General features: G+C 35.4%; 18 protein-coding genes. 3 read left to right on the top strand and 15 right to left on the bottom strand.

The window, feature by feature from the left end:
• Nucleotides 1-27: 27 nt before the first annotated feature.
• From INT04_RS17670 to INT04_RS17630, 9 genes are all read right to left on the bottom strand, one after another.
• Complete coding sequence (locus tag INT04_RS17670; protein WP_193017399.1) at nucleotides 28-765, bottom strand: ankyrin repeat domain-containing protein; 738 nt, start codon at nucleotides 763-765, stop codon at nucleotides 28-30.
• 701 nt (nucleotides 766-1,466) lie between these two features.
• Nucleotides 1,467-3,629, bottom strand: a complete 2,163-nt coding sequence (locus INT04_RS17665) for a glycoside hydrolase family 3 N-terminal domain-containing protein (protein ID WP_193017398.1) — start codon at nucleotides 3,627-3,629, stop codon at nucleotides 1,467-1,469.
• A 34-nt stretch (nucleotides 3,630-3,663) separates the two neighbouring features.
• The gene (locus INT04_RS17660) at nucleotides 3,664-4,176 is read right to left on the bottom strand and encodes a hypothetical protein (RefSeq protein WP_226894168.1); all 513 of its coding nucleotides are present in this window, start codon (nucleotides 4,174-4,176) and stop codon (nucleotides 3,664-3,666) included.
• Nucleotides 4,177-4,178: 2 nt separating this feature from the next.
• Nucleotides 4,179-4,997, bottom strand: a complete 819-nt coding sequence (locus tag INT04_RS17655; RefSeq protein WP_193017397.1) for a carbohydrate ABC transporter permease — start codon at nucleotides 4,995-4,997, stop codon at nucleotides 4,179-4,181.
• Entirely contained in the window at nucleotides 4,997-5,878 is an 882-nt protein-coding gene (locus INT04_RS17650; RefSeq protein ID WP_193017396.1) for a carbohydrate ABC transporter permease, read from the bottom strand. Before INT04_RS17650 ends, INT04_RS17655 begins: the two co-directional genes overlap by 1 nt.
• A gap of 93 nt (nucleotides 5,879-5,971) precedes the next feature.
• On the bottom strand, nucleotides 5,972-7,216 hold the full coding sequence (locus INT04_RS17645; protein WP_226894167.1) for an extracellular solute-binding protein: 1,245 nt from the start codon (nucleotides 7,214-7,216) through the stop codon (nucleotides 5,972-5,974).
• Nucleotides 7,217-7,246: 30 nt separating this feature from the next.
• Complete coding sequence (locus INT04_RS17640) at nucleotides 7,247-8,233, bottom strand: LacI family DNA-binding transcriptional regulator (protein WP_193017395.1); 987 nt, start codon at nucleotides 8,231-8,233, stop codon at nucleotides 7,247-7,249.
• A gap of 100 nt (nucleotides 8,234-8,333) precedes the next feature.
• Entirely contained in the window at nucleotides 8,334-11,696 is a 3,363-nt protein-coding gene (locus tag INT04_RS17635; RefSeq protein ID WP_193017394.1) for a GH36-type glycosyl hydrolase domain-containing protein, read from the bottom strand.
• Between the two features lie 19 nt (nucleotides 11,697-11,715).
• Nucleotides 11,716-12,831 carry an ABC transporter ATP-binding protein gene (locus tag INT04_RS17630; RefSeq protein WP_193017393.1) on the bottom strand — a complete coding sequence of 372 codons (1,116 nt, stop codon included), beginning with the start codon at nucleotides 12,829-12,831 and terminating at the stop codon, nucleotides 11,716-11,718.
• Nucleotides 12,832-13,146: 315 nt separating this feature from the next.
• On the opposite strand from INT04_RS17630, the gene INT04_RS17625 reads away from it, so the two are divergent.
• The 3 genes from INT04_RS17625 (at nucleotide 13,147) to INT04_RS17615 (ending at nucleotide 17,939) form a co-directional block, all read left to right on the top strand.
• A complete protein-coding gene (locus tag INT04_RS17625; protein WP_193017392.1) occupies nucleotides 13,147-14,526 on the top strand; it encodes a glucoamylase family protein in 1,380 nt (459 codons plus the stop codon).
• 85 nt (nucleotides 14,527-14,611) lie between these two features.
• Nucleotides 14,612-15,619, top strand: a complete 1,008-nt coding sequence (locus tag INT04_RS17620) for a transporter (protein ID WP_193017391.1) — start codon at nucleotides 14,612-14,614, stop codon at nucleotides 15,617-15,619.
• A 49-nt stretch (nucleotides 15,620-15,668) separates the two neighbouring features.
• Entirely contained in the window at nucleotides 15,669-17,939 is a 2,271-nt protein-coding gene (locus INT04_RS17615) for an autotransporter outer membrane beta-barrel domain-containing protein (protein WP_193017390.1), read from the top strand.
• Between the two features lie 155 nt (nucleotides 17,940-18,094).
• On the opposite strand, the gene INT04_RS17610 is transcribed toward INT04_RS17615, so the two are convergent.
• The 6 genes from INT04_RS17610 to tssA all read right to left on the bottom strand — a co-directional run bounded on the left by INT04_RS17610 (nucleotide 18,095) and on the right by tssA (nucleotide 25,017).
• Nucleotides 18,095-19,471 (bottom strand): VasL domain-containing protein, encoded by a 1,377-nt coding sequence (locus INT04_RS17610; RefSeq protein ID WP_193017389.1) that lies wholly within the window; start codon nucleotides 19,469-19,471, stop codon nucleotides 18,095-18,097.
• 100 nt (nucleotides 19,472-19,571) lie between these two features.
• On the bottom strand, nucleotides 19,572-20,000 hold the full coding sequence (gene tssE / locus INT04_RS17605; protein ID WP_193017388.1) for a type VI secretion system baseplate subunit TssE: 429 nt from the start codon (nucleotides 19,998-20,000) through the stop codon (nucleotides 19,572-19,574).
• A 2-nt stretch (nucleotides 20,001-20,002) separates the two neighbouring features.
• A complete protein-coding gene (gene tssJ, locus INT04_RS17600) occupies nucleotides 20,003-20,566 on the bottom strand; it encodes a type VI secretion system lipoprotein TssJ (RefSeq protein WP_193017387.1) in 564 nt (187 codons plus the stop codon).
• Nucleotides 20,541-21,638, bottom strand: coding sequence for a type VI secretion system baseplate subunit TssG (gene tssG, locus INT04_RS17595; protein ID WP_193017386.1), 1,098 nt, complete (start codon nucleotides 21,636-21,638; stop codon nucleotides 20,541-20,543). Before tssG ends, tssJ begins: the two co-directional genes overlap by 26 nt.
• Nucleotides 21,602-23,365: a type VI secretion system baseplate subunit TssF gene (gene tssF / locus INT04_RS17590; RefSeq protein ID WP_193017385.1), complete on the bottom strand. Its 1,764-nt coding sequence runs from the start codon at nucleotides 23,363-23,365 to the stop codon at nucleotides 21,602-21,604. Before tssF ends, tssG begins: the two co-directional genes overlap by 37 nt.
• Nucleotides 23,366-23,397: 32 nt before the next feature.
• The gene (gene tssA / locus INT04_RS17585) at nucleotides 23,398-25,017 is read right to left on the bottom strand and encodes a type VI secretion system protein TssA (protein WP_193017384.1); all 1,620 of its coding nucleotides are present in this window, start codon (nucleotides 25,015-25,017) and stop codon (nucleotides 23,398-23,400) included.
• Nucleotides 25,018-25,163: the final 146 nt, after the last annotated feature.

Below are 25,163 nucleotides of genomic sequence, written 5' to 3'. Positions count from 1 at the left end.
GCATGATCCTGTAAATAATCCTGTGTATTAGCTGCAGGAAGCTGTTCCTGTTCTATGGTTTATAGCACCATTTTTAATCAGCAATGTCTGCATTTCTTTAAGATTATTTTGGCAAGCATAACTTAGAGCACTGTGATTGTAAGAGAACAATGATTTATCTTGAGTCGTCGTTACGAGGTTGATATTGGCACCTTTAGATAGAAGGTATTTTACGGTATTAATCCGATTGTTGCTTGCCGCAATCATAATAAAGGTCTCACCATCACTTTCTACTCTTTGATTATTAATCTCAATATCGCTTCTCATTAGAGCGTGAATTTTTTTTACTACATTGACATTATTTCCTAATACTGCTGATTTAAAGACATTATAAACATCACCTTTATCTGTAGCCCATAAATTAGCACCTTGAGAAATTAAATAATCAACCATCTCTTCATCACCAATAAATGCCGCCCAACCTAGTGCGGTTTGGTCTAAACTACCAGTGTCTTTTGCTTCAATATCCTGGCCATTGGCAAGCATTTTTTTAACTTCGTTTAAATCACCGTGTTTGATTGCATCAAACCATAACGCATTTCTCCCTGTACTTGGTGAAGTGTAAAAAATACGATGTGGTAAACGTGATTTATTAGCTAATTCAATCATATCAGAATAATTTGATTTAAAAGATTGATACTCTGGTGGATTATTTTCATTAATAACCAATGCGTGTGCGCCAAAAGTAACCAATGACAATGAAATAATAAACATTTTTATATTCATTTAAACACCTTTCAATCTAAATAATTAATAAAACTCATTACAATTAGTTTATTAAAAATTAATATTTATTAGTGTTGATAATTGAAACAGAATGTAAATAATAACATTTCACAAGTATGAATTTATAGTAATAATAAGCCTAAAGTATTTCTCTTAGGGGATATGTTTTATACTATGTAGTTATACTAAATTATATTGCAATAAGAATAAATTAACGTTATTTAAGTGTCATTAAATGATTGTTCTATAAAATACTTATTGAGTATATTTGAAATCATGTGAGCAATACTATATTAAATAATACGTATATTCACAGAGGTATTTACCGTTACAATAAGTTACTCTTTTTATCGTCATATATGCTAATTGTTTATTATTAATCAAAGTAATAATGCAATAATGACTTTAAAAGTGATAAATAACTAAAGTTGATAGTGATAATCTGTATTAAAGTAATCCAAGTGTTAATACTAATAGCATTGCAGTAATATGCTATAGGTTTTATTTGGCTCATCTTATGAGGAGAAAGATAATTTCCTCTCAATGAGAAATGGTTGGGTTAGTTTGATATTTAAATAATACATGATGTTGGAGATAGTATTGTGATATCTCTATAAATAAAAAGATCACGTTGATTATGGTGATCTTTTTATTGTAAACATAATATTTAAATCTTGTATGTAGTCATGAGATATTAAAATTTAAATTAATTTAAAATCAACGCTATTATTTGTATTGCTATCACTTCCAACAGACACAGTAATTAGTGAAGGCTCTATAGCCATAACTTTATTTATATTAAAAAATGATAATTCTTTAGCGGTAAGTGTAAATATTACTTCTTTTGATTCACCAGGTTCAAGCCATACGCGCTCAAAGCCTTTTAATTCACGTACAGGCCGCGATGTTGACGCAACATGTTGACGTATATAACATTGTACTATCTCTGCACCTGCAATTTTACTGGTGTTTGATAGTGTAATCGTAATTTGTTGTGGTTTATCTTGGCTCACTTCTGCATGTTTAATGTGAGGTTGACTATAACTAAATTGTGAATAACTTAACCCAAAGCCAAAAGGATAAAGAGGCGTATCACTACTGTCTTTATACGGTTGATATTCTTGATAAGCACGCATTTTACCTAACTGCTTACGACCATAATATATTGGAATTTGTCCTGTTGTTCGGGGGACGGTAATCGGTAATTTGCCACTAGGATTAGTATGACCAAATAAAATATTTGCAATACTGTTTCCTGTTTCTGTTCCTAGTTGCCAGCTCATTAATAAAGCATCAGCATATTGCTCTATCGCTTTTGATGGAACAGGGCGCCCCGTACATTGTACTATAATAAGTGGTTTGCCTATTTCCCCTACAGCGTTAATAAGTTCTTCTTGTCCTGGAGGGAGTTGCAATTGGGCAATATTACGAGCCTCTCCAGTACGCCGATGGCTTTCACCCACACAAAGTACAACAATATCGGCACGATGAGCACATTCGATCATCTCATCACTAAATTCACTATTATCTGTTATCACATTGCAGTTATTTTCGATACTTTTTATGCCCTGATAAATAGAAATGACATCATTTGAATTCCCATCTAAACACCACGATCCTAAATGCTGACGTTGAGAATGGGCATGTGGGCCAATAACGGCAATAGTATGTTTATGGGTTGAATTTAGAGGCAATATATTATGTTTATTTTTAAGCATCACGATACATTTTTCAGCCAAAATTTGTGCTTTTTTAACGTGTTCAGGATGCCGTAATGTAGTCAAATGTTTATTTTCATCTACATAAGGATTTTCGAATAATCCACAACTAAATTTTGAATGTAAAACACGATAAACAGCATCATTAATTAATGAAATATCGATCTCTTGATTTTCAATTAATTTTTCAAGATGGCCTTCGTAGGCTTCATTCGTCATTGCCATATCAATACCTGCAATAATGGCTTGTTTGGCAGCATCAGTTGCATCAGTAGCAATACCAAAATAAGCTAAATCAGAAATTGCCCCCCAATCACTTACAACTAATCCATTAAAATTTTGTTGTGATTTTAACCAATGGCGAATAAGCGGAGTTGATGCGCTGACAGGCGTGCCACCAAGATCACAAAAGCCCGTCATTACAGAACCTACGCCAGCTTCAATCGCGGCTTCAAAGGGGGGTAAATGCACATTATGCAGGGTATTTTGAGAAAGCTCAGTTGTATCGTAATCACGCCCACCTTCAACCGCCGCATAACCGACAAAATGTTTGGCACATGCTAATAGTGAATCTGGTTGACTAAGATCGGTTCCTTGAAAACCCGTTACCACCGCTTTTGCAAATTGACTGGTTAAATAAGGATCTTCACCAAATGTTTCAATAACACGGCCCCAACGAGGATCACGAGCAATATCAAGCATCGGAGCAAACGTCCAGTGGATACCAAGAGATGATGCTTCACGTGCAATATAGCGATAAGCTTCAGAGACACAAAGAGGGTCCCATGATGCAGCTTGAGCTAAAGGAATCGGCAATACCGTTGCCTGCCCATAAATAACATCACGGGCAAAAATGATAGGAATACCTAAGCGGCTTTCTTCGATTGCAATTCGCTGAATTTGATTTAATTCTATTGGATTTATAATTTCGGCTGGCGCGTTACCCGCCCATGCAGTGTCAGCTAATATACGTGAACCGCATCGCCCTTGACGAATAAGGTCATTATATTTATCTTGATGTTGTGCAAACTCTAGCATTGGATTCATGCAAAGTTGACCAACTTTTTCCACTAATGACATTTGGTTTAATAAATTAATAATACGAACAGAAATTGGCTGTGTGGGGTCTCGATAAATATTGTTCATCGCGTTTTCCATTTTATGATTAAGTGAATATAAACTATTCAGTTATTTGGCAACCGTTTATTAATAATGGTGATACTTGCCATTTATAAGCTGGGAATGCGTCATTTAAAAATTGAGTCATCTCGTGTTCGCCTTCTTTATTATTCTCTTTTTTATAGCGAGATAATAAACATGTTGCAGCTTCTGGAATATAACGAATATCAATTTCGATATAGGTGTAAATAAAATCCTTTAGTTCTTTATCGCTTGATTTTTGCAATATAGATTGGCTTCGTTCTAGTGCTTGATAATAAAAATCAGGATAAAAAACGAACAATCCATTTTTCCATGCTTCAATAACATTTTGATAACCGCCAAAATAATCATCTTCGGGGTAAAGCTCAATTTTATTAATGCCTTTCAACGCTAAAATATAGTTACCTTTCTCATATTGTTGCTCAGCAAAATGATAATAAAGTTTAGATTTTTGATAAACACTGTACCAACCAGTAAAGTAGGCAATAAAAATAAGCGCGATTAATATGATAATGCTATTTCTTCCACTCATAATTATTTAACTCCAATACCGGTAAAGGCTTTAATGAAATTACGTTGTAGAAAGAAAAAGATGAAAACAACGGGAATCGCAATCATGGTTGTCATTGCCCACAGTTGTTCAAGGTTTTCAGTCGGAACATCATTTACAAATTTAAAGAGTGCAAGTTGAAGTGTCATTAATGAGTCATCACGGACATAAAGCAGAGGCCCCATAAAATCATTCCAAGCTCCCATAAAGGTTAGAATAGCAACGGTGGCGAGTGCAGGGCGGATCATCGGTAATACTATTTTAAAAAAGATGGTTATTTCGCCCGCACCATCGATACGCGCAGCTTCAATATAGGCATTATCAACTTGCTTTAAGAATTGAACTAATAAAAAGATATTATAGGCACTGATCATTCCGGGAACGATAAGTGCTTGAAATGTATTAATCCAATCCCAAGAATACAACATCATATACGTCGGAATGGTAAACAGAATTGCAGGCACCATCATTGAGGTAAGGATTAACTTTAGCCAGAATTCTTTTCCAGGTAAATTCATTTTAATAATTGCGTATGCAACCATTGATGAAAGAAGCGTATTAGATACCGTCACAGTCAGAGAGATAAACAACGTATTAAAAAAGATGCGCCCTAAATTTAAACTTCTAAATGCCTCAATATAACCCTCAAAAGAGAATTTACTGGGCAAGGCATTCGGGGTATTAATTATCTCACTTCCTGATTTAAATGAATTCATAATCATAAAGAAGAATGGATAGAGTACAACTAAGCTTGCTACGATAAGTAAGCTATAAATAATAAGATTTCTTTTACTAAAACGCATTATCTATGTTCCTTATCTTGAGTTAGTTTTAATTGCAACATGGTGAAAATATAGATAATTGTTGCTAGTAATAATCCTATTGTTGATGCCATTCCCATTTTTACATCAGAGAATCCTGTTTTATACAAATACAGTACAGGTGTTAAGGCAGAATTATAAGGCCCACCAGATAAATCAAAATTCATTAAAACTTCGACAAACATCTGCATACCGTTAATAATATTAATGGTCATCACAAAAATAATTTGGGGTTTTAATAAAGGTAACGTAATGCTCCACATTTTTCTTAACCATGATGCTCCATCAATATCTGCCGCCTCATAAAGAGAACGATTAATACTAGCGATGCCGCCAAGAAAAATAATCATTTGAATACCAAACCATTTCCATGTGCTAAAGACAGCAATCATTGGCATTGGAAGCCATTCATCAAATTTCCAAAAGACAGGTGCATTAATCATATTCCAATCAAGCATGAGACTTTGAATTGGCCCCGTTGGACTTGAAATAAAATTAAAAATTATCATTGCTACTGTGATGGATGTAATAACAGGAATAAACATAATTGTTCTAAAAACACCACCGAAATGAGTAACTTCATGAAGAAGTAGTGCCATTCCCATTGCGACAATAAAAGTGAGAAAAACAAAAATAACTTGGTTGAAAATAACATTGAATATTGATTTCCAAAACAGGCCATCGGTTGAAACCTCTACCCAGTTTTTTATTCCCACAAATTGAGTATTTTCTGGTGTTAATACATTAATATCAAGAAAGCTATTTTGAAAAGATAAGAAAAATGGATATAAAATAAAGACAACAAAATAGATTATCCAGGGAAATAGGAATAGATATCCCACTAAAATATTCTTGTTTTTCATGTCGATTCCTTAGAAAAACACTAAGTTATTAGTATTGTATTATTTAAATTAGCGTAATAGTTTAAATTTTTATTTTGATAAAAATAGAATACTCTATTTGTCGTTTAATATTTCACGTGCAGCTTTGGCTGATTGATTAACAGCTTGTTCTGGTGTTAATTCATTTTTTAATACAACTCTTGCATAGTTTGATAAGAAAATTTCTGCAATATCAGTAACTTTAGCATGAGGTTCACTTAATAATGCATGGTCAAGTTGTTTAACAAAGGGTTTAGCTTCATCACTTTGAAAATAATCATGATCTTTTAATGCTTTTAACGTTGGTAACTGACCTAATTCGATATTGGCTTTTAAATTAATATCATCACGCATCAATAAATTAATTAAATCCCAGCTTAAATTCTCTTTCTCTGATGTGTTTTTAAAAACCATAATCGCTCTACCATCCAGGATTGAATAATGAATATCTCCTTTTTTCATGACGGGAATAGGAGCAATACCTACATCATCACCAATCACCATGGGGGTTCCTGCTGCTGTAGTTAATGATGCTTTCCATCCAAAACCAAACTGTAACCACATACCAATGTTTCGAGAAAAAAAGCTTTTTTCCATCGTTGGCGGTGCATATTTTTGTGCTCGTTGCATCAAAGAAATAAATTCAGCCATACGTGCTTCAGGTTTATCAAAAATAACATCAGTACCGTATTTATTGAGTAACTGAAAATTGCCCTGATTAACGTTGTAATAAATAGGTGCAAGTAGGTTCCAATACCAGCTACCGAATGACAATACATCATTCCAAAAGACGGTACCATAAACCTTATTACCGTCTTTTCTGGTAGGTAGAGAAGAGATTTTCTCTGCTGCAATTAGAAATTCATCCCACGTTTCGGGTGGAGAGTTTGGATCTAATCCTGCTTCAATAAAGAGTGCTTTATTATAAATCATCATCTGAGTGGTTGCATTCCAAGGAATATAATAAGTGCGACCAAAATTTTGATGTAAAAAATGACTGTCAATACGGTTTATTAATTCACTGAAGCCATCAAATTTGTCTAAATAAGCGAGTTTTCCTAATTTGGCTAAATGAGCAGGTTGATAACCATAAACACCAATATAGATATTGGGATTATCACCCGCAGCCATTCGTGTATCAAGTTGTTCATCATTAGAGACAACAAGCTCAACATTAGGATGTTGTTTTTTAAATTCAGGAACAACAGTATTACGAATAAAAGAAACATAATTCCCACTTGGAACCATAATTTCTAATCTTTCTGCTGCAACAGTTGAAAAAGAGAGTAGTGCAGCCGTAATTAAACAAACTAATTTCATAAACTGTGATCCTGATGAGATTAAAATAAATTAAAGTGTTTCACGTTCTATTAATTCTGTAGGAAGAAAAGTGACTTCATCAATATTACTTTCTTCTCTAATCGCTTTTAATAAAATCTTTGCTGAGAGAACACCCATTTCATATTTATGATGATCTATTGTTGTTAGTGCAGGCGTTAAAATATTTGATGCATAAATATTATCAAAACCTACAATTTTTAATTGATCAGGAATTTGAATGTTATGTTCTTTGGCCGCTCTTAAAATACCGATTGCCATTTCATCATTAGCAGAAAATATGGCAGAAGGCATTTTACCTGTCTCAATTAATGCATTCATTTTTTGATAAGCATCTGCTTCGGTAAAATTTGAATGAATAATAAGGCCTGGATTTAAAGGTATACGGTTATAACCTAGTGCGGCAATAAAACCGTCTAAACGTTTTTGATTATCATAAGAACCTTCAGGGCCACTAAAAAAGGTAATCTCGGTTGCCCCCGCATTTACTAATGCGTTAACAGCCTTGAAAGCGCCACCAAAATTATCAATCAATACACTATAAATATGGGGGCTTTTTAATTCTCTATCTAATACAACTACAGGCAAATTTTCAGATGCGATAGATTTGATAAATTCATTATCAAATGAGCTAGATAAAATAATGGCACCATCAACGATGCGTTCACGTAAATATTTATGAGCGGTTGATTGCTCACCACCATAAAGACTACAGGCAACTAAATCATATTGTTCACTGTGTGTTTGCTCTTGAATACCACGGACTAATTCACTGTAGATAGGCCCAAACCAAGAGTTAAAAAAGAGGCCTATAGCACCACTGCGTTTAGTTTTAAGCATTTTGGCATTGCTATTGGCAATGTAATTCATCTCTTTTGCTATTTTCAGTACATATTGGCGTGTTTTTTCAGTAATTTTCGGGCTGCCATTTATAGCGTAAGATACTGTAGAGATTGAAACATTTGCTTTTTTAGCGACATCTTTTATGGTAACACTCATCTTCATCCCTCAAAAAATAAACACACAATACGTGAATATACCACTTAGTCGGCTCTTACGATGAGTAGCAAGAGCCAAATTCTAAGCTTTACTCTGATATTTATAGATAAATATCAAGTGTGTTGTTATCCAATAAATAAGCCATAACATCTGAATTCTTGATTAAAACGCCACCTGTGCGATAAGGGTTATTTTGTAATGTAAAGTCTACTATTTGTTGATTAAGCATGACGCGTTTAGGTGTGTATTCACCCTCGTTAGGATAAATATTAATCACAACGGGTTTTCCATAAAGTTGGAAATTAAGGCTAGTATCACCAAATTCTTTACTAATAACAGGATCTAACAGTAAATCACCAAATTCATAACGAAGACCTAAAACATTAGAGATAATTTGGTTAATATAAATCCCAGGGCCACTGGAATAGATGCGCCAACCGCCTTTTGCGGCAACTTTTCCTGTTTTTAATTGCTCAAAATTATCATAGGCTTGGTAACGGTCGTTAAATTTTGCATCAGAACTAGAGAAATAGCTATTTGCTTGTCGTAGTTCAGCATTCGGTACGCTTTCTTTGATACCAATAGGTGAAATTTTAAAGAGATTCTCAAATAGCTCTTTTGCCATTCCCATTTTACAAAGTGCTTCGATAAAACGGATATGAGCATGGCAATATTGTAATCCAACTTCGCGGCCTAGATTTGCAGCCAGTTCCGCACGTTTAAAATAACTTTGGCGGCCTGCTTTATATTGCGCAGTTTTATCCATAAGGCGAACACCATCAGGATAAAGTAAATTATCAAGGATAATTTTTATATGTTTCTGTGCCATTTCTTTATCAAATGATTCAGAAATAATGGAACGATTAGCTGGTAATAAGCGGTATTTAATATTTGTTTTAACATCAGAAGGATGTAATAAATATTCCACATCATTTTTATTAAAATGAATAAAACCACTAATAACACCATCTTTAATTAGGTATTTATGATAATCCGCTTCCATCTTAATAAAGAGGTCATTAATTTTTTTGAGTAAATCTGCAAATGAAGGGTGATTAGCAAGTGCTTTCATTATTAATTTAAATGTTTGTAATGTCAGCGGAATAGTCCAACCACTCACCATGTTTTTACGCAATGAGTTATTTGCTGGTTGAAGGGTATCATCCCAATCACCATCACCATAACTAGACAGGTGAGTTCCTGGTACTAAATGCTCAATAACATGTTCAAGTTGACGGTAAATATGCTGTAGTAACGTCTCTTTTTGAGTTGTAAACGTAAATTTATTGTTGATGCTGGTATAAGGTAATTCTGTATTCAGGATATCGGTATTATTTGTGGCTAATAGGTAATCAGCTAATGCTTTTAATGGCCAAATAACGACGTCGCCATGAGATTCTTGTTGTTGAATATGTGCATAATTATCAAACATAAACCATTGTGGCCAATTACCTGTTTCTAAATATTGGTGGCTATACATCTCACATAAAATATGCTCAACATGTTGATAGCGGCCTAATGACATAAAGAATTCAATAGGGCCTTGTGATACATCACGAGTTCCCCAAGCTGCACCTGATGGTTGTTCAAGCCCATGTGGTGAACTGTAGTGGACCAATGCATTATGTGTAAACCAATGTAGTGTGTGATTTAGTTTCTGTGCATCTCTTGGTTTTTGCGAGAATTCAATAGAGAAATGGTTTAATAACTCATCTTGGCGGCTTTCGTAATTGACGACTTCTTTCGCAAACGATAACCACTTACCTAATGTGTCAACTTGATTATTTTTACCGCCAAAGACAAGGCTTGCTTGGTGGCGAATTTGACCTTTAAGCATAAGGTATTGAACAGAATTTGTTTCAACATCAATATAGTGTTCAATATCCGTAAACTCTGGGCTATAACTCAAGCTAAAGAGGGGAGCATTAGGATTATTTGCACTTGTAATGAGTATATTATTGTCTTCACTTGGTGCGGAAACCTGAATAATAGATTCTTCTTCTTGATTTCCCATAATAAGCGGGTGACTCACAATAACATCTACGGCTTGAGCAAAATTGTGAAGTTTAATATCAAGTTGGATAATAGGTTCATCATGGCTAGCGAAAGCGAGGATCTCAATCATCCCTTCTGATAATTTATAAACCCAACGAGAAAAGTTAAACCCAACCTCATAGGCAGAAGGCATAGCAAGTAAATGGTACTGATTATTCAATTTAACTTGAATTCGTTGACCACTACTTTTAAAGAAATTTAAAAAATTGCGATTAGTGCCAAGCAATTTATTAAATGAAGTGTTCCCTAGTGTCAGATGTGAATTAAAAACACCATAAATATAGTGAGTTGAATTCATAATTGAATTTTTAAAATTAAGATTATTGCCTGATGAAATTATATGTCCTGTTGCTCGCTCTTGATAATGTTCTTTATCAGCGAGCGTAATGTAATGACGTCCTTCTTTTTGGAAGAAAGAGAGTAATTCACCCTGTTCATTTTCCTCAAAACTTTTTTCTCCAGGAAATAAAATATCAAGTTCTTGAGAGGTAAGTTTATCGCCTGATAATGGGTGAACATTAAATATAACGTCTGTTTTTTCGCTAAATTTTGTCGAATTATCAATTTCTGGTTTGTAATAGCTGTCTGTAATTTTCTTTATGCTAATAGGTTGTTCAATATTCGCTTCAGGCTGATTGGCAACATAATAGCCATAGAATACTTGGTCAGATCCTTCTTGAGGGGCTAGCTCTAGGGGTTTTAATTGTAAGGCAATAAAGGCCATTTCATACTGATAGTTCTCATTCGCTAATGTAAGCTCTTTTGTTATGATTGACTGATGTGTAAATTTAGATTGCTTACCAAAAAACTGATAGCCATCAGTTGAATAAGCAACAACGGGAGAAAAACTCCCTAATTGTAGTAACGGATTACCACTACTTTGAGGCAAGTTTTGGCGTGAAGACGTAATATATCCATAATGTTCTACATTAAATATTTTATGATCAAGATATTGGCTGCAATATGACTCATTTGTTTTTGTTGCACCACTATCGGATAAAGAAAGGTCTTGCCCATAAATTAGATCGAAAGTAAGGGCGCTATTACTGATATTTTTTACATTAACAGAGTAATAATAAATATTTTCGGGATCTTCGGATAAAGAGAGTGTAACCGAGGCAATAAATTTCTCAGTTTCAATATGCCAAGTTATATTACCTTGTGTATCTTTACTTAATTGAGTTTTAGCATGACTCGTTAAAAGTGGCGTAGTAGAAATAATATGATTATCGCTCAACTCACGAAGATAGATATTGCTAATTGCGGTATCTAATCTGGGTGTCTCAAAGAGGTTGAGCATAATATTACCCGCCATAATATTTTTAAGCATTTGGCCTGGCATAAAATTAAATGTGAGCAGTGCGTTTTTTTTACTATAGACCACATTATTAACTGGCTTAATTGTCATGTTACTCATCCTGATAATACTAAGTGTAAAAAATATTTTGTTCGTTCTCTTTATCGAAGAGATGGCATTTATCCATATTAAAATGGAAGCTACAGTTTTTTGATTTATCTATTTCTATTTCTGGATTAGGACGTTTACAAATCACTTCATTATCTGCTAGGTGAAAATAAATAAATTCATCTGACCCCATAGCATCAACACGAAGAATTGAAGTTGATAAACAATTATTTTCAATTTTCTCAATGACTTTAATATCTTCAGGCCTAATTCCTAAATAGATCTCTTTATTGAGATAGGCTTTTGCTTTTTCTTGTTTCTCTGTAGGTAAAACGAATATATTTCCATCACATTGAATGGCGAGTTGATTACGATGTTGAATAACCTGTCCTGATATAATATTCATTGGTGGAGAACCAATAAATTCAGCAACAAATTTATTTTTGGGATGGTGATAAACGTTTAAAGGATGATCAACTTGCATAATACGTCCTTTACGTAAAATGCAAACACGTTCACCCATTGTCATGGCTTCTATTTGATCATGAGTAACATAAATCATTGTTGCCGGCTTGCCGGCTTCACGGAGTTGTTGATGCAATTTACTTATTCGTAATCGCATAGATACTCTGAGCTTAGCATCAAGGTTTGAGAGCGGTTCGTCAAAAAGAAATACCGCAGGTTTTCTCACCATGGCTCGGTCTAATGCGACTCGTTGACACTGACCGCCAGACATTTCTTTAGGTTTTCGTTTTAAAAGTTCTGTTATTTCAAGTAGTTCTGCTGCTTCAGAAACACGTTTGGTAATTTCTTCTTTTGATTTTTTAGAAACACGTAGACCAAAAGACATATTTTCATAAGCCGTCATGTGCGGGTAAAGTGCGTAGTTTTGAAAAACCATTGCAATCCCCCGATCTTTAGGAGGCATATCATTACAGATATTATCAGCAATACGCAGCTCACCGGATGATATTGCTTCAAGCCCTGCGATCATTCTTAGCATGGTGGATTTTGCACAACCAGATGGGCCAACGATGACCATAAATTCACCGTCTTTGATATCCAAGTTAATATCATGAAGTACATGCGTACCATTTGGATAGATTTTATTGACGTTGGTTAATGTGACGCCTGCCATCACTACACTCCGCATTTCATTGAAACGTTTCTATAGATTATGAATGCTTAATAAATCCTGTCAACTGTAATTTATTTGATCGATTTAATTCGAGATCTTCATCACATTAAGAATGGTAAATTAATGTAATTCATTGAATATAATGAATTATTTTTTATTTATTATTTTTGATATCTGAAATGTATATAAAAATACACTACTCGTCACATTTTAAATAAATGATGATAAATTGACTTGACCAAGCGTCATTAGTGAGATGATTATAGAAACGTTTCTACGATTTGATAATAAGTTTCGCTTAGAAGGCAAAATGATATGACTAAGAATGGTTCGATGCTTCTCGCTTCCCTATTGCTGGCTTTTAGCACGCAATCTTTAGCCAATAATGTTGTTATTAATGAAATCAAAGTTGCTGAACATTTATACCCAGCGGGTTTTGAAGAAGAATTTCAAAATAATCTTAATTTTTTTCGCGATGGGGTCGGTGTTGATAAATATGTCAAAGTCCCTTATGACACCATAAGAATTGAAGGTAATACTGTCGTTCCTGGATATTATACGAATACGACAGAGATTGGCTTATATCTCAATGTGTTAACTCAGTCAGCTAAAGCTGGGAATAAAGATGCGATAGAGCGAATCAAAGAGACATTGACCACCATGGAACAAGCACCTAAATGGAAAGGTTTGTTTTATTGGCCTTATGATATTCGTGATAATAAATTAGTTAAAAATCCAGATGAAATTGTGCCTGCAGTAGATAATGGTAACTTTTCTTTTGCATTGATGGCAGTGGCTGGGGCTTTTATGAACTCGCCAGATCCAGATAAACAAGAAATTGTAAAACGTATTCAAGCTATTCTTGATGGACAAAGAGAAGGTTGGGTTGCGTTATATGATGAAAATAAAGGATTAATGTCGTCGGGATGGTCAACAAAGAATAATGCATTTCTAGGTTATTATCTTGACAGAAAAGGAAATGAAAGTCGTGCAGCTGTTATTTGGGCTATTTTAGACACCAAAGATTTAGGCGCTAATGCTATCCCTGAAAGTGCATTCCATAAAATGGAACTCTATACTCAGCATTATAAAATTAACGATAAAATATATAATCCATTATTAACGTGGGATGGCGCCTATTTCCAAATGATGATGCCCCAAATTTGGCTAAATGAAAAAGAACTTATGCCAGATTATAAGATTGTTGAAGATCATACATTAATCCAAAAGATCTATGCGGCTAAACACGGTATTCCAATGGTTTCCTCATCAGCCCGAATTGATAATGGTTACCACTCTTTTGGTGTTCCAGCACTTTCAGAAAGTAAAGTTCGTTTTAATAATGTCATTGAGGATGGTAATACTGGTACACCTCATGCTATTGCGCTGTCTTATATTGTCGATCCTGAAGGTGCAATTAGCGCACTGAAAAAACTTAAACAAGTTTATCCTAATATTCAATCTCCATACGGATGGTATGACGCTGTTGATAATAAAGGCAATATGACTCAAAACATCTTATCACTGGATGTTGGTATGTTTGTTGCTGCGATAATGTCCAAAGAAATTAATGATGATGTTAAGACTTATTTAGAAAGTCAGGGGCATCTCAAAGATTTAGAAACGTTATATCAAGGCTTTGTACCAAATAATTATAAAAATATAAATATTATTAACAGTTCTTCCATGCAGTAAAACACGCGATAACTTCCCTTAATTCTGTCTTATTATAAGAATAATTAGGGGGAGTTAGTTATGAATTGACAAGGATTACCAGAGCATGAAAAAGATCATTCTTCCTGTTGCGTTGCTGATGGCATCAAATACAGCATTGGCAGAACAGCAAATAGAAAAACCGCTCCTCAATAATCAAGAAAATACAACGAGTATTCGAAATTCAAACTTAGACTTATTTGGTGTTTCTCGTAGTTTTGGCGATATTATATTTGTCGATGATGATGCAACACGTCAAAATTCAGCACCAAAAAGAACTCGTGTATTTACAGGGTATGAATATGAAAATATTAAATTCTCAAAACATCCCGGACAATTATTAAGTACTTTTGTTATTGCTGATGGTTCTACTCGAATCACTGATAAATTAAGTATGGGTTATGTTATTCGTGAAACAACGATTTATGATACAGCTGATAATAATAAATATGTTGGTTCAGGAGGCAATCGTATTCGTCGTGATACATTTACCGAAATTCAACTTTTACCTAAATATATAAATTGGGTTAATGAAAATTTCAGTTATGGTGTGGAGCTAGGTTATGAACATATTGGTGATGCCAAAGATTCTGCTGAAAAACAGATGTATCACATCCGCCCTGAAATTAATTTAGGGTTTGGTCGTAACTTCTTGCATCTAAATACAGAAATAGGCTGGATTGATCGAGCAGATCGTGGTGCTTATATCGAAACAGAACCTTTATATCTTTATCGTTTAACCGATAATTTTAATATGGGAGCTAAAGTTTATTATCATGCTGAGGATAATGATTTTAGATGGCGTGAATCTGCAGTTCGTCCATTAGTACAATATCGATTTGCTAATAATACTTATCTTGAATTACGTTGGGAAATTGGCAGTATTCGTACTCATGATGGCAGTGGTTATAACTATAATAACTATGCACTGTATACCGAAATTCCATTTAACCCAACATTCTCTTTATTAGCTGATTTGCAATTTAAAGATCAAAAAGCACATAAAGGAAACGAATGGTCTTGGGGAGATAAAGAAGATATTTTCGCCAAAGTTGGCTTCGTTATTAATTTCTAATGAAGTAAAAATATTTTAATCAAACAATATCTTGATTTAGAGGTAAATGATGAAGAACCAAACTATGTGGCGTTTGTCTGCAATTGCTACAGCTCTTATTCTCAGCGGTAACGCTTACGCAAATCAAACGTATCATTTTTCTGAAAAGCCAAATAACAGTGGCACAATTGAAGTTATAACGGATAAGAATACGAATGAATTTCAATTGTCAGATTTAACGGCTAATACAGAAGGTCACCCTGTTGATGCCGTTAATAGCGGTAAAATGAGGTTAACGGTAGCACCCACAACGGGTGATGCCAGAGCCAGTGGTGTGTTAGTTAAATCAGGAACATTTACCAATAAAAGTGGTGGTAGTGTTGTCATTTCATCCACGAGCCAAAATGAACTGTCTGTGGCAAATGGGTTGCAAGCTTCGGATGCTTATTGGTCAACAATACGCAATCAAGGGAGTGTTGATGTAACAAGCAAGAGCCATCAAGGTGATGCCCAAGCGGCAGGGATTAATGCGGGGTTATCTTTTTCTGATAATCCATATGATCGTTATGGTGATCATATGGCATTAATTAATGAAGGTAAAATGACCGTTGTTGCCGATGCTAAAAAAAGTGCAACAGCACAAGGAATTTATACTAATTCGGCAAATGGATTGACTAATAATGGTGAATTAAATGTTCATGCACAAAGTGAACAAGGTATTGCGAATGCATCAGGCTTACATACCATTAAAGGCAATCCTAATGTTGCACCTGATCATAATAATCCCAGTAATCCAACCCATGTAATGACAAATAACGGCCAAATGAATGTTTCTGCATCAGGCAAAACATCAGTAGCAAGTGGTATATATACTGAAGGTGATAACGTTATTATTCGTAATAATGGCACTATTAATGTGGATGCCGAAGCTGAAGATAATGCAAAGGCATATGGTATTAATGTTGTAAATGGTCACGCAGTCATTCAATCCCAAGGACGTATTTTTGTTTCAACATCTACTAACGGCAGTGAACACGCTTATGAAGTGATGGCTGATGGCTCTGTCGTGAATATAGAAAGCTACATGATGACGCTAGGTTCAGAAAATCCGTGGGCAGTAAGTAACGGAGGATCTATTGTTCTTGGTAATGGTAATAAAGGGGCGGATCTTATCTTTATGCCAGGGCAAAAAGAGGACGGATTTGAATATGGCAAAGGTTATGCTCTTGATTCTTTAGCTTATGATATCAGTAATAATCAATCAGCAACGGTAAACGGTGACATTAATACACTCTCTGGTATTAACCAAGATTTTAGAGTCATTCATACCAGTAATGGCAGTGGTGATTTAGGGACCGCTGCATTAGTTTATGCCCCTAATGTTTCTCATGCGGGTGTTTCTGCTTTAGTACAGCGCTCTTCAATGACACAGGCCTCAAATATTATTTCTTCACGTTTAAATGAACAATTTATTCGGGAAGGATGTAATGAAAAAACAGATGCTAATAACTGTATGTTTATTACGCCTTATGCAGGGGATTACCGTCGAGATCAAGTTTCATCTGGTTATAGCGGTCATCGTTATGGGGTGTTATTAGGCCAAGATCATCAGTTTGAAACCTTTAACCTTGGTTGGCATGGCGGATATGAAAAAGCAAAAACCAGCTTTAATGGTACTTCCGATGGGCGTAAAGAAGATGTAAATACCTTTATGTTAGGTATGCAAGGTGGAATGGCATTTGAAAATGACATATTTGCAACTGCAACAACAACATGGTTTCGAAGCAAGACAGATTACACCGACAGCAACCACTATTCAGGTATAGGAAGCCAAAGTGCAGATTACGTTAGTAATGGCCTTTATACCGATATTTCAACAGGTAAAAGCTGGGATATAAACCGTAACTATAAAATCACACCAATGTTAGGGTTAACTCATATTTGGCAACAACGCGAAGGTTATACCGTCTCTTCTCATAATGTGGATTATGATTTAATAGATACCCATTATAAGAACTATAATGGGCAAGCGGTGATGATCAATGCTAAGTTACGTTTTGATGGACGTTATCCGCTAACAAACGAAACATTACTTAAACCTTATTTAAATATAGGTGTCCACCAAACAGTATATGGGGATGAAATTAAAATCGATCAGCAAGTCCCTAATGCTAATTCTGTTCGCGTGACAACGAAAGATAAATCAACGTCAGGCTCATTTGATGCGGGTATGTCGTTAGTCAGTGAGAATGGTTTTACTTCTGATGTCCGTATTAGTGGTGAAGCGAATTCAGATAGAACAGATTATACGGGATGGGTAAATATCGGTTACTCTTTCTAACTTAATAATAGTATTTCTACTAATGACTCCTCCTTTTAATAAAATAGAGGAGTCATTATAGAAAATAAATATTCTTTTCTTTATGTTTTTTATTTTGGATTTTCATTTTTCATTTTTCATTTTTCATTTTTCATAAGAAATATAGCCATATATTCTTATTTAGAACGCAATAATGCATACCGATTTAATAACTGTTTAAAATGATTATCTACTTGTTGGTATTCATAATCTGAAATGGTATTTTGTGCAGGTTGTTTTTCTAGTGCGCGTAATTCTTCTTCTAATGGTTTGGCTTGGTTAAAATGTTGGCGAGCCTTAAAAATAATCGATTTTAACTCAGAACCTGTAATATAATTTTTAGGATTACCATCAAAACTGTCTAATCGTCGGCTTAATCCATCAAGTTGGGCCATACCTTCTGACCACTGATTCAGTTGCTCATCGGTAGTAGCATTTACTGCGAGGTTATTTTTCCAAAATTGGGTAAATGATAAAAGTTCTAGATTATCTTCATATTGCACATCTAAATAATTAATAATTTCAATACCATAGTTTTGTGCCCATGTGGGTGATAATGAGGCCAGTTCATCTAAACGTTGTTGAATAATATCTAATTGTTCTGAATTTAGTGTTTTCGTTATATTTCTACCATTTGCCGTTTGTTGCTCAATCAGAGAACCTGCATGAGCATTAATTGTAGGAATATAAGGGAAAGCATCTACTAAGTTGTTGTTTTTTAATTCAGATAACCAGAAATAAAATAAGATAATAAAAAATAAACTACTGCTTAGTGCACCAATTAAAATCCCCCTCCATAACGTTTGTCTGTGCACTTTCTTTATGGGAGAGTGTAATAAAATAGGTGAGGGTACATAGGTTTTGGGTGATGTATTATTTTGAGTAAGATGAGGAGATGCAGATAAAGTAGGCTCAATAATTTTTGTCTGAATATCCTCTTCTTTTGTGATAACAGATGACGGATCAGGTGGATAAAAATTGTTATCCAAGGTATCTGCACTTTCAAGTTGTCGAGCTTGAGTAATAATTAAGTTTTGTAAATAATCAAATTGAACGAGATGCTTAATTTCTAATATTTGAAGATGATGGTTGATGTTTTTTAATAATTCTTCAATTTGATAAAGAATAGGCAAGTCAGTATAAACAAACGTTGTTCCGCGAATACCCGAAACTAATTGTTGGCTTAATGTCGAAAGAATATTAACCCGCGTATGAGTTTGTAACGGCCAGAGTGTTTGCCAATATTGTGTCAATATTTTATGAGTAAGGTAAAGCCCTTCATTTAAGCCATCTAGCTCAGATTGATGTTGACGGCACAAGACAAACCAAGCCGCAGTTTGAAGATCAACACCATTTTGATTAAATAAAGAAACACATAATTCATGGACGTATTGCCAATTAATATCAGGGCGAGCAGGATGAAAACGTTTATCAAGCTCTTCTTTAATGGATAAAAATTGATTAAACACACGAGGATCACCTCCAATAGGAAGTGAATCTAAATAAGAATTCATAATTGCCTCAAGTCAATTTAAGGTCTAAATAATATGAAAATAAATCCAAATCTAAATTTAAAAAATAAACTAGAAATAAGCGATAAATAGAAAAATAAAATTAAGCTAAATGAAATTGTTTTTTCAAATGATGAAGGAATATACGACCATCGGGTAAAAATTCAGTTCCATAACGTATAAGTCCTCGTTTATGTAATTCAATGTCTAAAGAATAGCGTAATTTTCCAAATTCATTCTCAGGCAGTATTCCCAGCGTCACCGTTTTTATTCTGGGCTCATATTTCAGCAACGTTGTTGATAGTATTGCCATCACTTTATAGGAACTTCCTGGTAAACCTTGAATTATTTTACTCATATCCGGTAAACCATAATCAGGTAAATGCTTTAATGTTCCTGCTCGTGAATTTAATATTCGACGTATATTATCCATCACAGAAAGAATAACTTGATCTTCTTCTGAGATAGAATCAGTCGGTAATCCACCTGAAAAATAACCGGTTAACATTTCATAAAGAGAAGGTTGTGGCATCGTTATTTTTTATCCAAAGGTTGTAATGTAAGCGTGTTTTCAGCAAGTATAATTTTGCGTGCTTTATCAGGGTCAAGTTCATTTTTAGGAATAACAATACGCCAGTTATTTTTAGCATCATCAGGTGTATGAAACATGACAGCAATAGCGACAAATTCTGCTTCTTTTTCCATTGGCATATCAAGAGAAATAGATTCTCCAGGGCGAATGCGCAAATCTTTTTGCGCTAGTAATGTGGATTTTAAAATATCGTTATTTTGATTAAACAGTGAAAGGTAATCACTATCATTAAATGTGTCGGCAGATTTGAGTTGAAATACACGCACAACGACAGAAAGTGAAGAACCATTATCATCGGTATTAAGCGCTTCTCGTGCGGTGAAATCCAAATGCAATATTTTGATTTGTTTATAGAAAATGGATTTTGTTAAAGAAACCGTACCATCACTAATTGTTTGTGTTAGACCACACCCCGCGACAGTAAAGATAGCGATTAATAATAGTGCTAATCGATAAGGGTGAGAGAGAAAAGATTGTCGTTTAAAATTGATAATTGCCATATTCATCACTTTTATAATGTTGAGTGCGGGATGTTAGATATTGATAAAAACCAAGTCCTATGGTGATAAACGAGGTCGTTGGTGATTGTCCAATAAGGTTATGAGGCCGCATAACGGCGGTTCTACCTAACTGTACACCTTGGTTTTTAGCGGTACTTAGTGTTGCATTAGGTAATAAATTTCGAGGTATTGTTAAGCGTAGTCGTGCATTCACTCGTGAGCCCAAATAAACGCGAAGTAGTGTCATAAAATCTTGATAAATACTGCCATCAGGTAACCAGCCTTTTGCCTCATCTTTATTTTCAGTTTGTAGCTTTATTAATACTTGGCTATTTACATCTACTGCATAGCAACCTAGTACAGGTTTATTTTCTAATGTAGTAGGGTATAAACATGACATTGCCGTGGGATTGTCGAGTGCAATTCGTCGTGGATCATGAGGAATAACACTCGCTTTTGTTGATGGCGCCAATAATCTGACTAACGCGCAGATCCCTTCGGCGGTGCGTGTGGGTAAACGTAAAATCCCTAATAAGGCTAAAAAGCGAGATAAAGGCGATTGAACCTGATTAGCACAACCCGGAATACCTAAACCGATTAAGCCATAAAGATATTGTGATGTCTTATCTGAGCCACCTTCACCAAAAGTCGCGGGATAAGAGTATTTACGCCAAATCCGATAAAATTGTGTGGTAAGGCGGTGATTAAAGATATCTAAAAAATCAGTCAGTGAATCTGTGCCATCTCGATATTGTGCAATATCATCCAGATAAGACGTAGGAAGTGGCGAGGTAATGCCATAAAGTCCTAAGAAAGTGGTGCGTAAGCTTGGTACTGTGCTTTTGCGATATTGATCAAGAGAGTCTATTCCTTTAATTTCTGTTACTGGAAAACCCATACCACGATGAGGACGAAAACGAATAGGATCATCTTTGGGGTCGTGCGAACTCCCTAATTCAGGTAATTCAGAATTGGATTTTTCGAGCAATTGGCAAAAACGATAGAAATTCACATACGGTAATTTTTCGCCTAAAGCCTGAATTAGCGGGGTAGCTGTGGGTTGTGACTTTCTTTCCATTGAATACGTTTTCCTGTTGGTAAAATAATCAGTGTTAATTGATTAAAAAGATGAACATCTGCATAAAGTGCAAAAAAGCGGTTAAGCATTTCACCAAACAAATGGATATCACCTTCACCATTAAAACCATTGCTATCTAACGTTACTTCGATATCAATGCCTCGTTGTAAAAAACCTCTTTCAAAGCGCTCGATTAAATGATGCTCAACACAAATGATGGCATCCAGTTTTCGATGATTCATATCATCATCACGCCAGTCATAAAGCGCAAGTGTGCCGCGCAGCACTTCAGCATTGTCCATCATGTTAAGAAAGCTTGAACCAAGGTGGCTGAGCACTCGCCAATGAAAGCGATCTTCTGAAGGGGGATAAAGCGGTAAAGTGGGTTTACATAAATTACGTACCGTTAATGGAATTTGTAAGGTTTGTTCGGTTCTATCAAGCAGGGTACTTTGTAGTGCTTTGCGAGGTAATTGCCCATTAGTACCTGTCAATTGCAACGAAAGTGTTTCTGTTTGAGTGATTAAATCGAGATCTTGTTTTTCACCCCCCAAAATAAGCCAAGTATCATGAAGTCCCGCTACACCTCGTTTAACGCGGGTATGATAGTAACGTTCAGGTGCATTGTGCCGCAGCATTCCCCCGCGATGGCGAAAGCTAGTAAAAGGGACATAAACAGCTTCATTGACTCGTTGAGAACCCTGCACACTATCAACACTGTAGATTTCAGTATGCCCGTCTTGAATACGGCGCGGTCGTAATAAATATTCGCTTTCCAATCCATTAACGGTAAGTGGGTCAGCTTCTATATTAAAAAGATTAATTACAGGAACACAATGTAGTCGGATATTTTCATCACTTAATGTGAGATCGTTATCCCATAAGGTATTAAGCACGATATCTAATTCAAAATTGGCAGTTTCTTCAGGAAAATGAATATCGCCTAATCCATTAAGTGATACAAACATAAACTTTTCACGGAAAGAAAAATATTCCAACAGTAATTGATAGCCACTAAATGTGGCATCACCTTTAGGCCAAAGTGTATCTGTATCCTTAAATCCCCCTGGCGAAAAATAGAGAGGGATAGCTATTCTGTCTTTTGATTGAGGAAGTTTTAAATAAGTTTTTGCGACTTGTTTCGTTAATGCTAAATGCAGTGCATTGGTTGTCGGAATATCACCCGATAAATAAAATGAAAGCTTATGAAAATTAACTTCAGACCAATTAATAATTTCACTGCATGTAAATTTTAACCGAATAACTGAACGTCCATCTGGCTCGGTTGTTAAATTAACGGCCTCTATTTTTATTGGATTAAGCGTTAAATCTTGGGTTGTTCGATAGTGACAAACTGTTTTTTTAGGGCCAATAGGGCGAGAAAGCACCTCAAATTGAGCAGATATATTATCTGTCATTTTCATTTTTTGAATATCAGGGGTTAATTCAATAATTGATAACGACGGAATTGTTTGTAAATAATGAGGCCATAATAAACTAACAAGACCTTCTGTTAATTCAGGTAAGTCATCATCAATTTTTTGTCTTAATTGCCCCATTGAAAAAGCAAAGCCTTCAAATAAGCGCTCAACAAAAGGATCGGGCGTGCCTGCTTTATCTAAATCGAGCATTGCAGCTCTATCGGGATGTGCTTGTGCAAACTCTTTTGCAGCTTCTCTAAGATAGCGCATTTCTGCATCAAAATAGCGAAGGGTTAAATCATCCATTAATTTGATACCTTGAGTCGTAGGGTAAAAGATTAGGAATATAAAATCGCAGAGCGAACGGGGTCGATAGCCGTTAACTCACTTAATAACAGTTCCATCTGTTGTTCAATGCGACTTTTGTCTGAAGTGCTACGTTGAATTTTGGTTCGATAAAGATGGAGTTGTCGTGCTTTAATCTCGAAAACATAGTTAGGCTCCCATTGCGTTAATGATATCGAAAGCGCTTTTTTATCGAGTTCACGTAATAAATTTAAGGCAAGATCGTGGCGAGCAAATTGTTCGGCTACTCTCGCCATTATGAGATTTAATAACCATTTCTGTCTTGGCGAGGTGATATTAGGACGATGTTGTAGCCATTTTAAAGCAACTTCTATACCTTCATTATCCGCTTGAATAACGGCTTCAGGTTCGAGTGCCAATATAGGTTCATCTTCAGATTGATGAGACGATAAACATGATAATCCCTGCATGGCATCAAAGTTCTCTTCCATCACATGCTGTTTTATCCAACTTAATGTCACATCATCAGCAAAGGGAGTACCATCTTCCCACGACAGTTTTTCTAAATCAGGAAGACGAGTAAGAAATTGTTTTAAATCGTTTTTTATAATATCAGACCATGCATTCCACGGTGCGGGTGATTTGCTGAGGGCTTGATATAAATACCACTGCACATCTAACCAAAAATGGTTAACACCTTCAGCAAAAAGCTTATCTGCTTGTTCGGCCAATTCCCCCCAGCTTTGTTGCAAATAAAGACGTTTAAGTTGTGCTCTGGCGTCCGTTCTAGGGGGGGAAAGGCGAGTACAGCCTTGTTGATCTTGTGGGGGAAGTTGATGAAGCGTATCCCATCTCACTACTTTCATTAATCTATGCCCAGCTAACCAACCATTAGATTGATTACGCAGATAGTTTGCGAGCATTTTAGATTGATCTAATAATTCACGACCTGATTGTATGGTTTCTAATGGTGTGCTTTGTGAAATTGAAGAGGTGGCGGCATTGTTATAAGTCGATTCAGTCCGGCTAATATTTTGTGGTACAACACTGTTTGTTCCCCCCGATTGAGCAAGGCGTTTTTCTAATGCTTGGTATAATCCTGCAAGTTGAGGTCTTTCTGTTTCGTCCCATGTTTCAAGCTCAGTTTCAATGATAGCGAGTAAGGCGATAATACGAGAAAACTCATGATGATCGACTTCAGGGTAGAGCGATAAGCTGTCTAAAACCCGATGCCCTGATAACCACTCTAAAGCAGATTTTCTGCTGGTGGCTCGGCTAGGTAATAAAGTATTGTGGTAGCGAGTAAGCAATCCACTTAAAAGGCCTAAGGAATCAGCAAGCCCATGCTCACCTTCTTTATGCAAACGAGCCCAAATATAGTAGGTAACAACGCGTACATCTTTGCAGGAATTAAGCAGTAAATTTTCTGCCAGTAGACAAATCAGTTCAGTATCTGCGCCAGAGAGCTTATTCACTTCTTCTTTCATTCGCTCAAAGTCATCTTCATAGCTGGGATCATCACCAACAGGTTGATTTGGTGTAATAGGTAATAACCAACGTTCCCATAAAGCAATTTGTTGTTGAGCGAGTTGCTGTGCTTTATTTGTATCTTCTGCAAAGCATGATGAAATTAAAGTATCCAATAAGGGCATCGTGGGTATATTTCCTTTTGAGATAATCGGGAATGTGATTTTTATTTAATCCAAAAAGATCTTTTCAGGTAAAACGAAATTACGTAGTTGTAAAAGTGCGATTGGACCCTCGCCCATTTCGGTTCTTAAGGTGTAATTGAGTGACT

The organism is Proteus sp. FME41 (genome assembly GCF_014897315.1).
Lineage (GTDB): Bacteria > Pseudomonadota > Gammaproteobacteria > Enterobacterales > Enterobacteriaceae > Proteus.
This window is presented reverse-complemented; position numbering and strand designations above follow the sequence as displayed.

Coding starts and splice junctions, on each gene's coding strand:
- INT04_RS17670 (WP_193017399.1), bottom strand. CDS start 765: ATGAATATAAAAATGTTTATTATTTCATTGTCATTGGTTACTTTTGGC.
- INT04_RS17665 (WP_193017398.1), bottom strand. CDS start 3,629: ATGAACAATATTTATCGAGACCCCACACAGCCAATTTCTGTTCGTATT.
- INT04_RS17660 (WP_226894168.1), bottom strand. CDS start 4,176: ATGAGTGGAAGAAATAGCATTATCATATTAATCGCGCTTATTTTTATT.
- INT04_RS17655 (WP_193017397.1), bottom strand. CDS start 4,997: ATGCGTTTTAGTAAAAGAAATCTTATTATTTATAGCTTACTTATCGTA.
- INT04_RS17650 (WP_193017396.1), bottom strand. CDS start 5,878: ATGAAAAACAAGAATATTTTAGTGGGATATCTATTCCTATTTCCCTGG.
- INT04_RS17645 (WP_226894167.1), bottom strand. CDS start 7,216: ATGAAATTAGTTTGTTTAATTACGGCTGCACTACTCTCTTTTTCAACT.
- INT04_RS17640 (WP_193017395.1), bottom strand. CDS start 8,233: ATGAGTGTTACCATAAAAGATGTCGCTAAAAAAGCAAATGTTTCAATC.
- INT04_RS17635 (WP_193017394.1), bottom strand. CDS start 11,696: ATGACAATTAAGCCAGTTAATAATGTGGTCTATAGTAAAAAAAACGCA.
- INT04_RS17630 (WP_193017393.1), bottom strand. CDS start 12,831: ATGGCAGGCGTCACATTAACCAACGTCAATAAAATCTATCCAAATGGT.
- INT04_RS17625 (WP_193017392.1), top strand. CDS start 13,147: ATGACTAAGAATGGTTCGATGCTTCTCGCTTCCCTATTGCTGGCTTTT.
- INT04_RS17620 (WP_193017391.1), top strand. CDS start 14,612: ATGAAAAAGATCATTCTTCCTGTTGCGTTGCTGATGGCATCAAATACA.
- INT04_RS17615 (WP_193017390.1), top strand. CDS start 15,669: ATGAAGAACCAAACTATGTGGCGTTTGTCTGCAATTGCTACAGCTCTT.
- INT04_RS17610 (WP_193017389.1), bottom strand. CDS start 19,471: ATGAATTCTTATTTAGATTCACTTCCTATTGGAGGTGATCCTCGTGTG.
- tssE (WP_193017388.1), bottom strand. CDS start 20,000: ATGCCACAACCTTCTCTTTATGAAATGTTAACCGGTTATTTTTCAGGT.
- tssJ (WP_193017387.1), bottom strand. CDS start 20,566: ATGAATATGGCAATTATCAATTTTAAACGACAATCTTTTCTCTCTCAC.
- tssG (WP_193017386.1), bottom strand. CDS start 21,638: ATGGAAAGAAAGTCACAACCCACAGCTACCCCGCTAATTCAGGCTTTA.
- tssF (WP_193017385.1), bottom strand. CDS start 23,365: ATGGATGATTTAACCCTTCGCTATTTTGATGCAGAAATGCGCTATCTT.
- tssA (WP_193017384.1), bottom strand. CDS start 25,017: ATGCCCTTATTGGATACTTTAATTTCATCATGCTTTGCAGAAGATACA.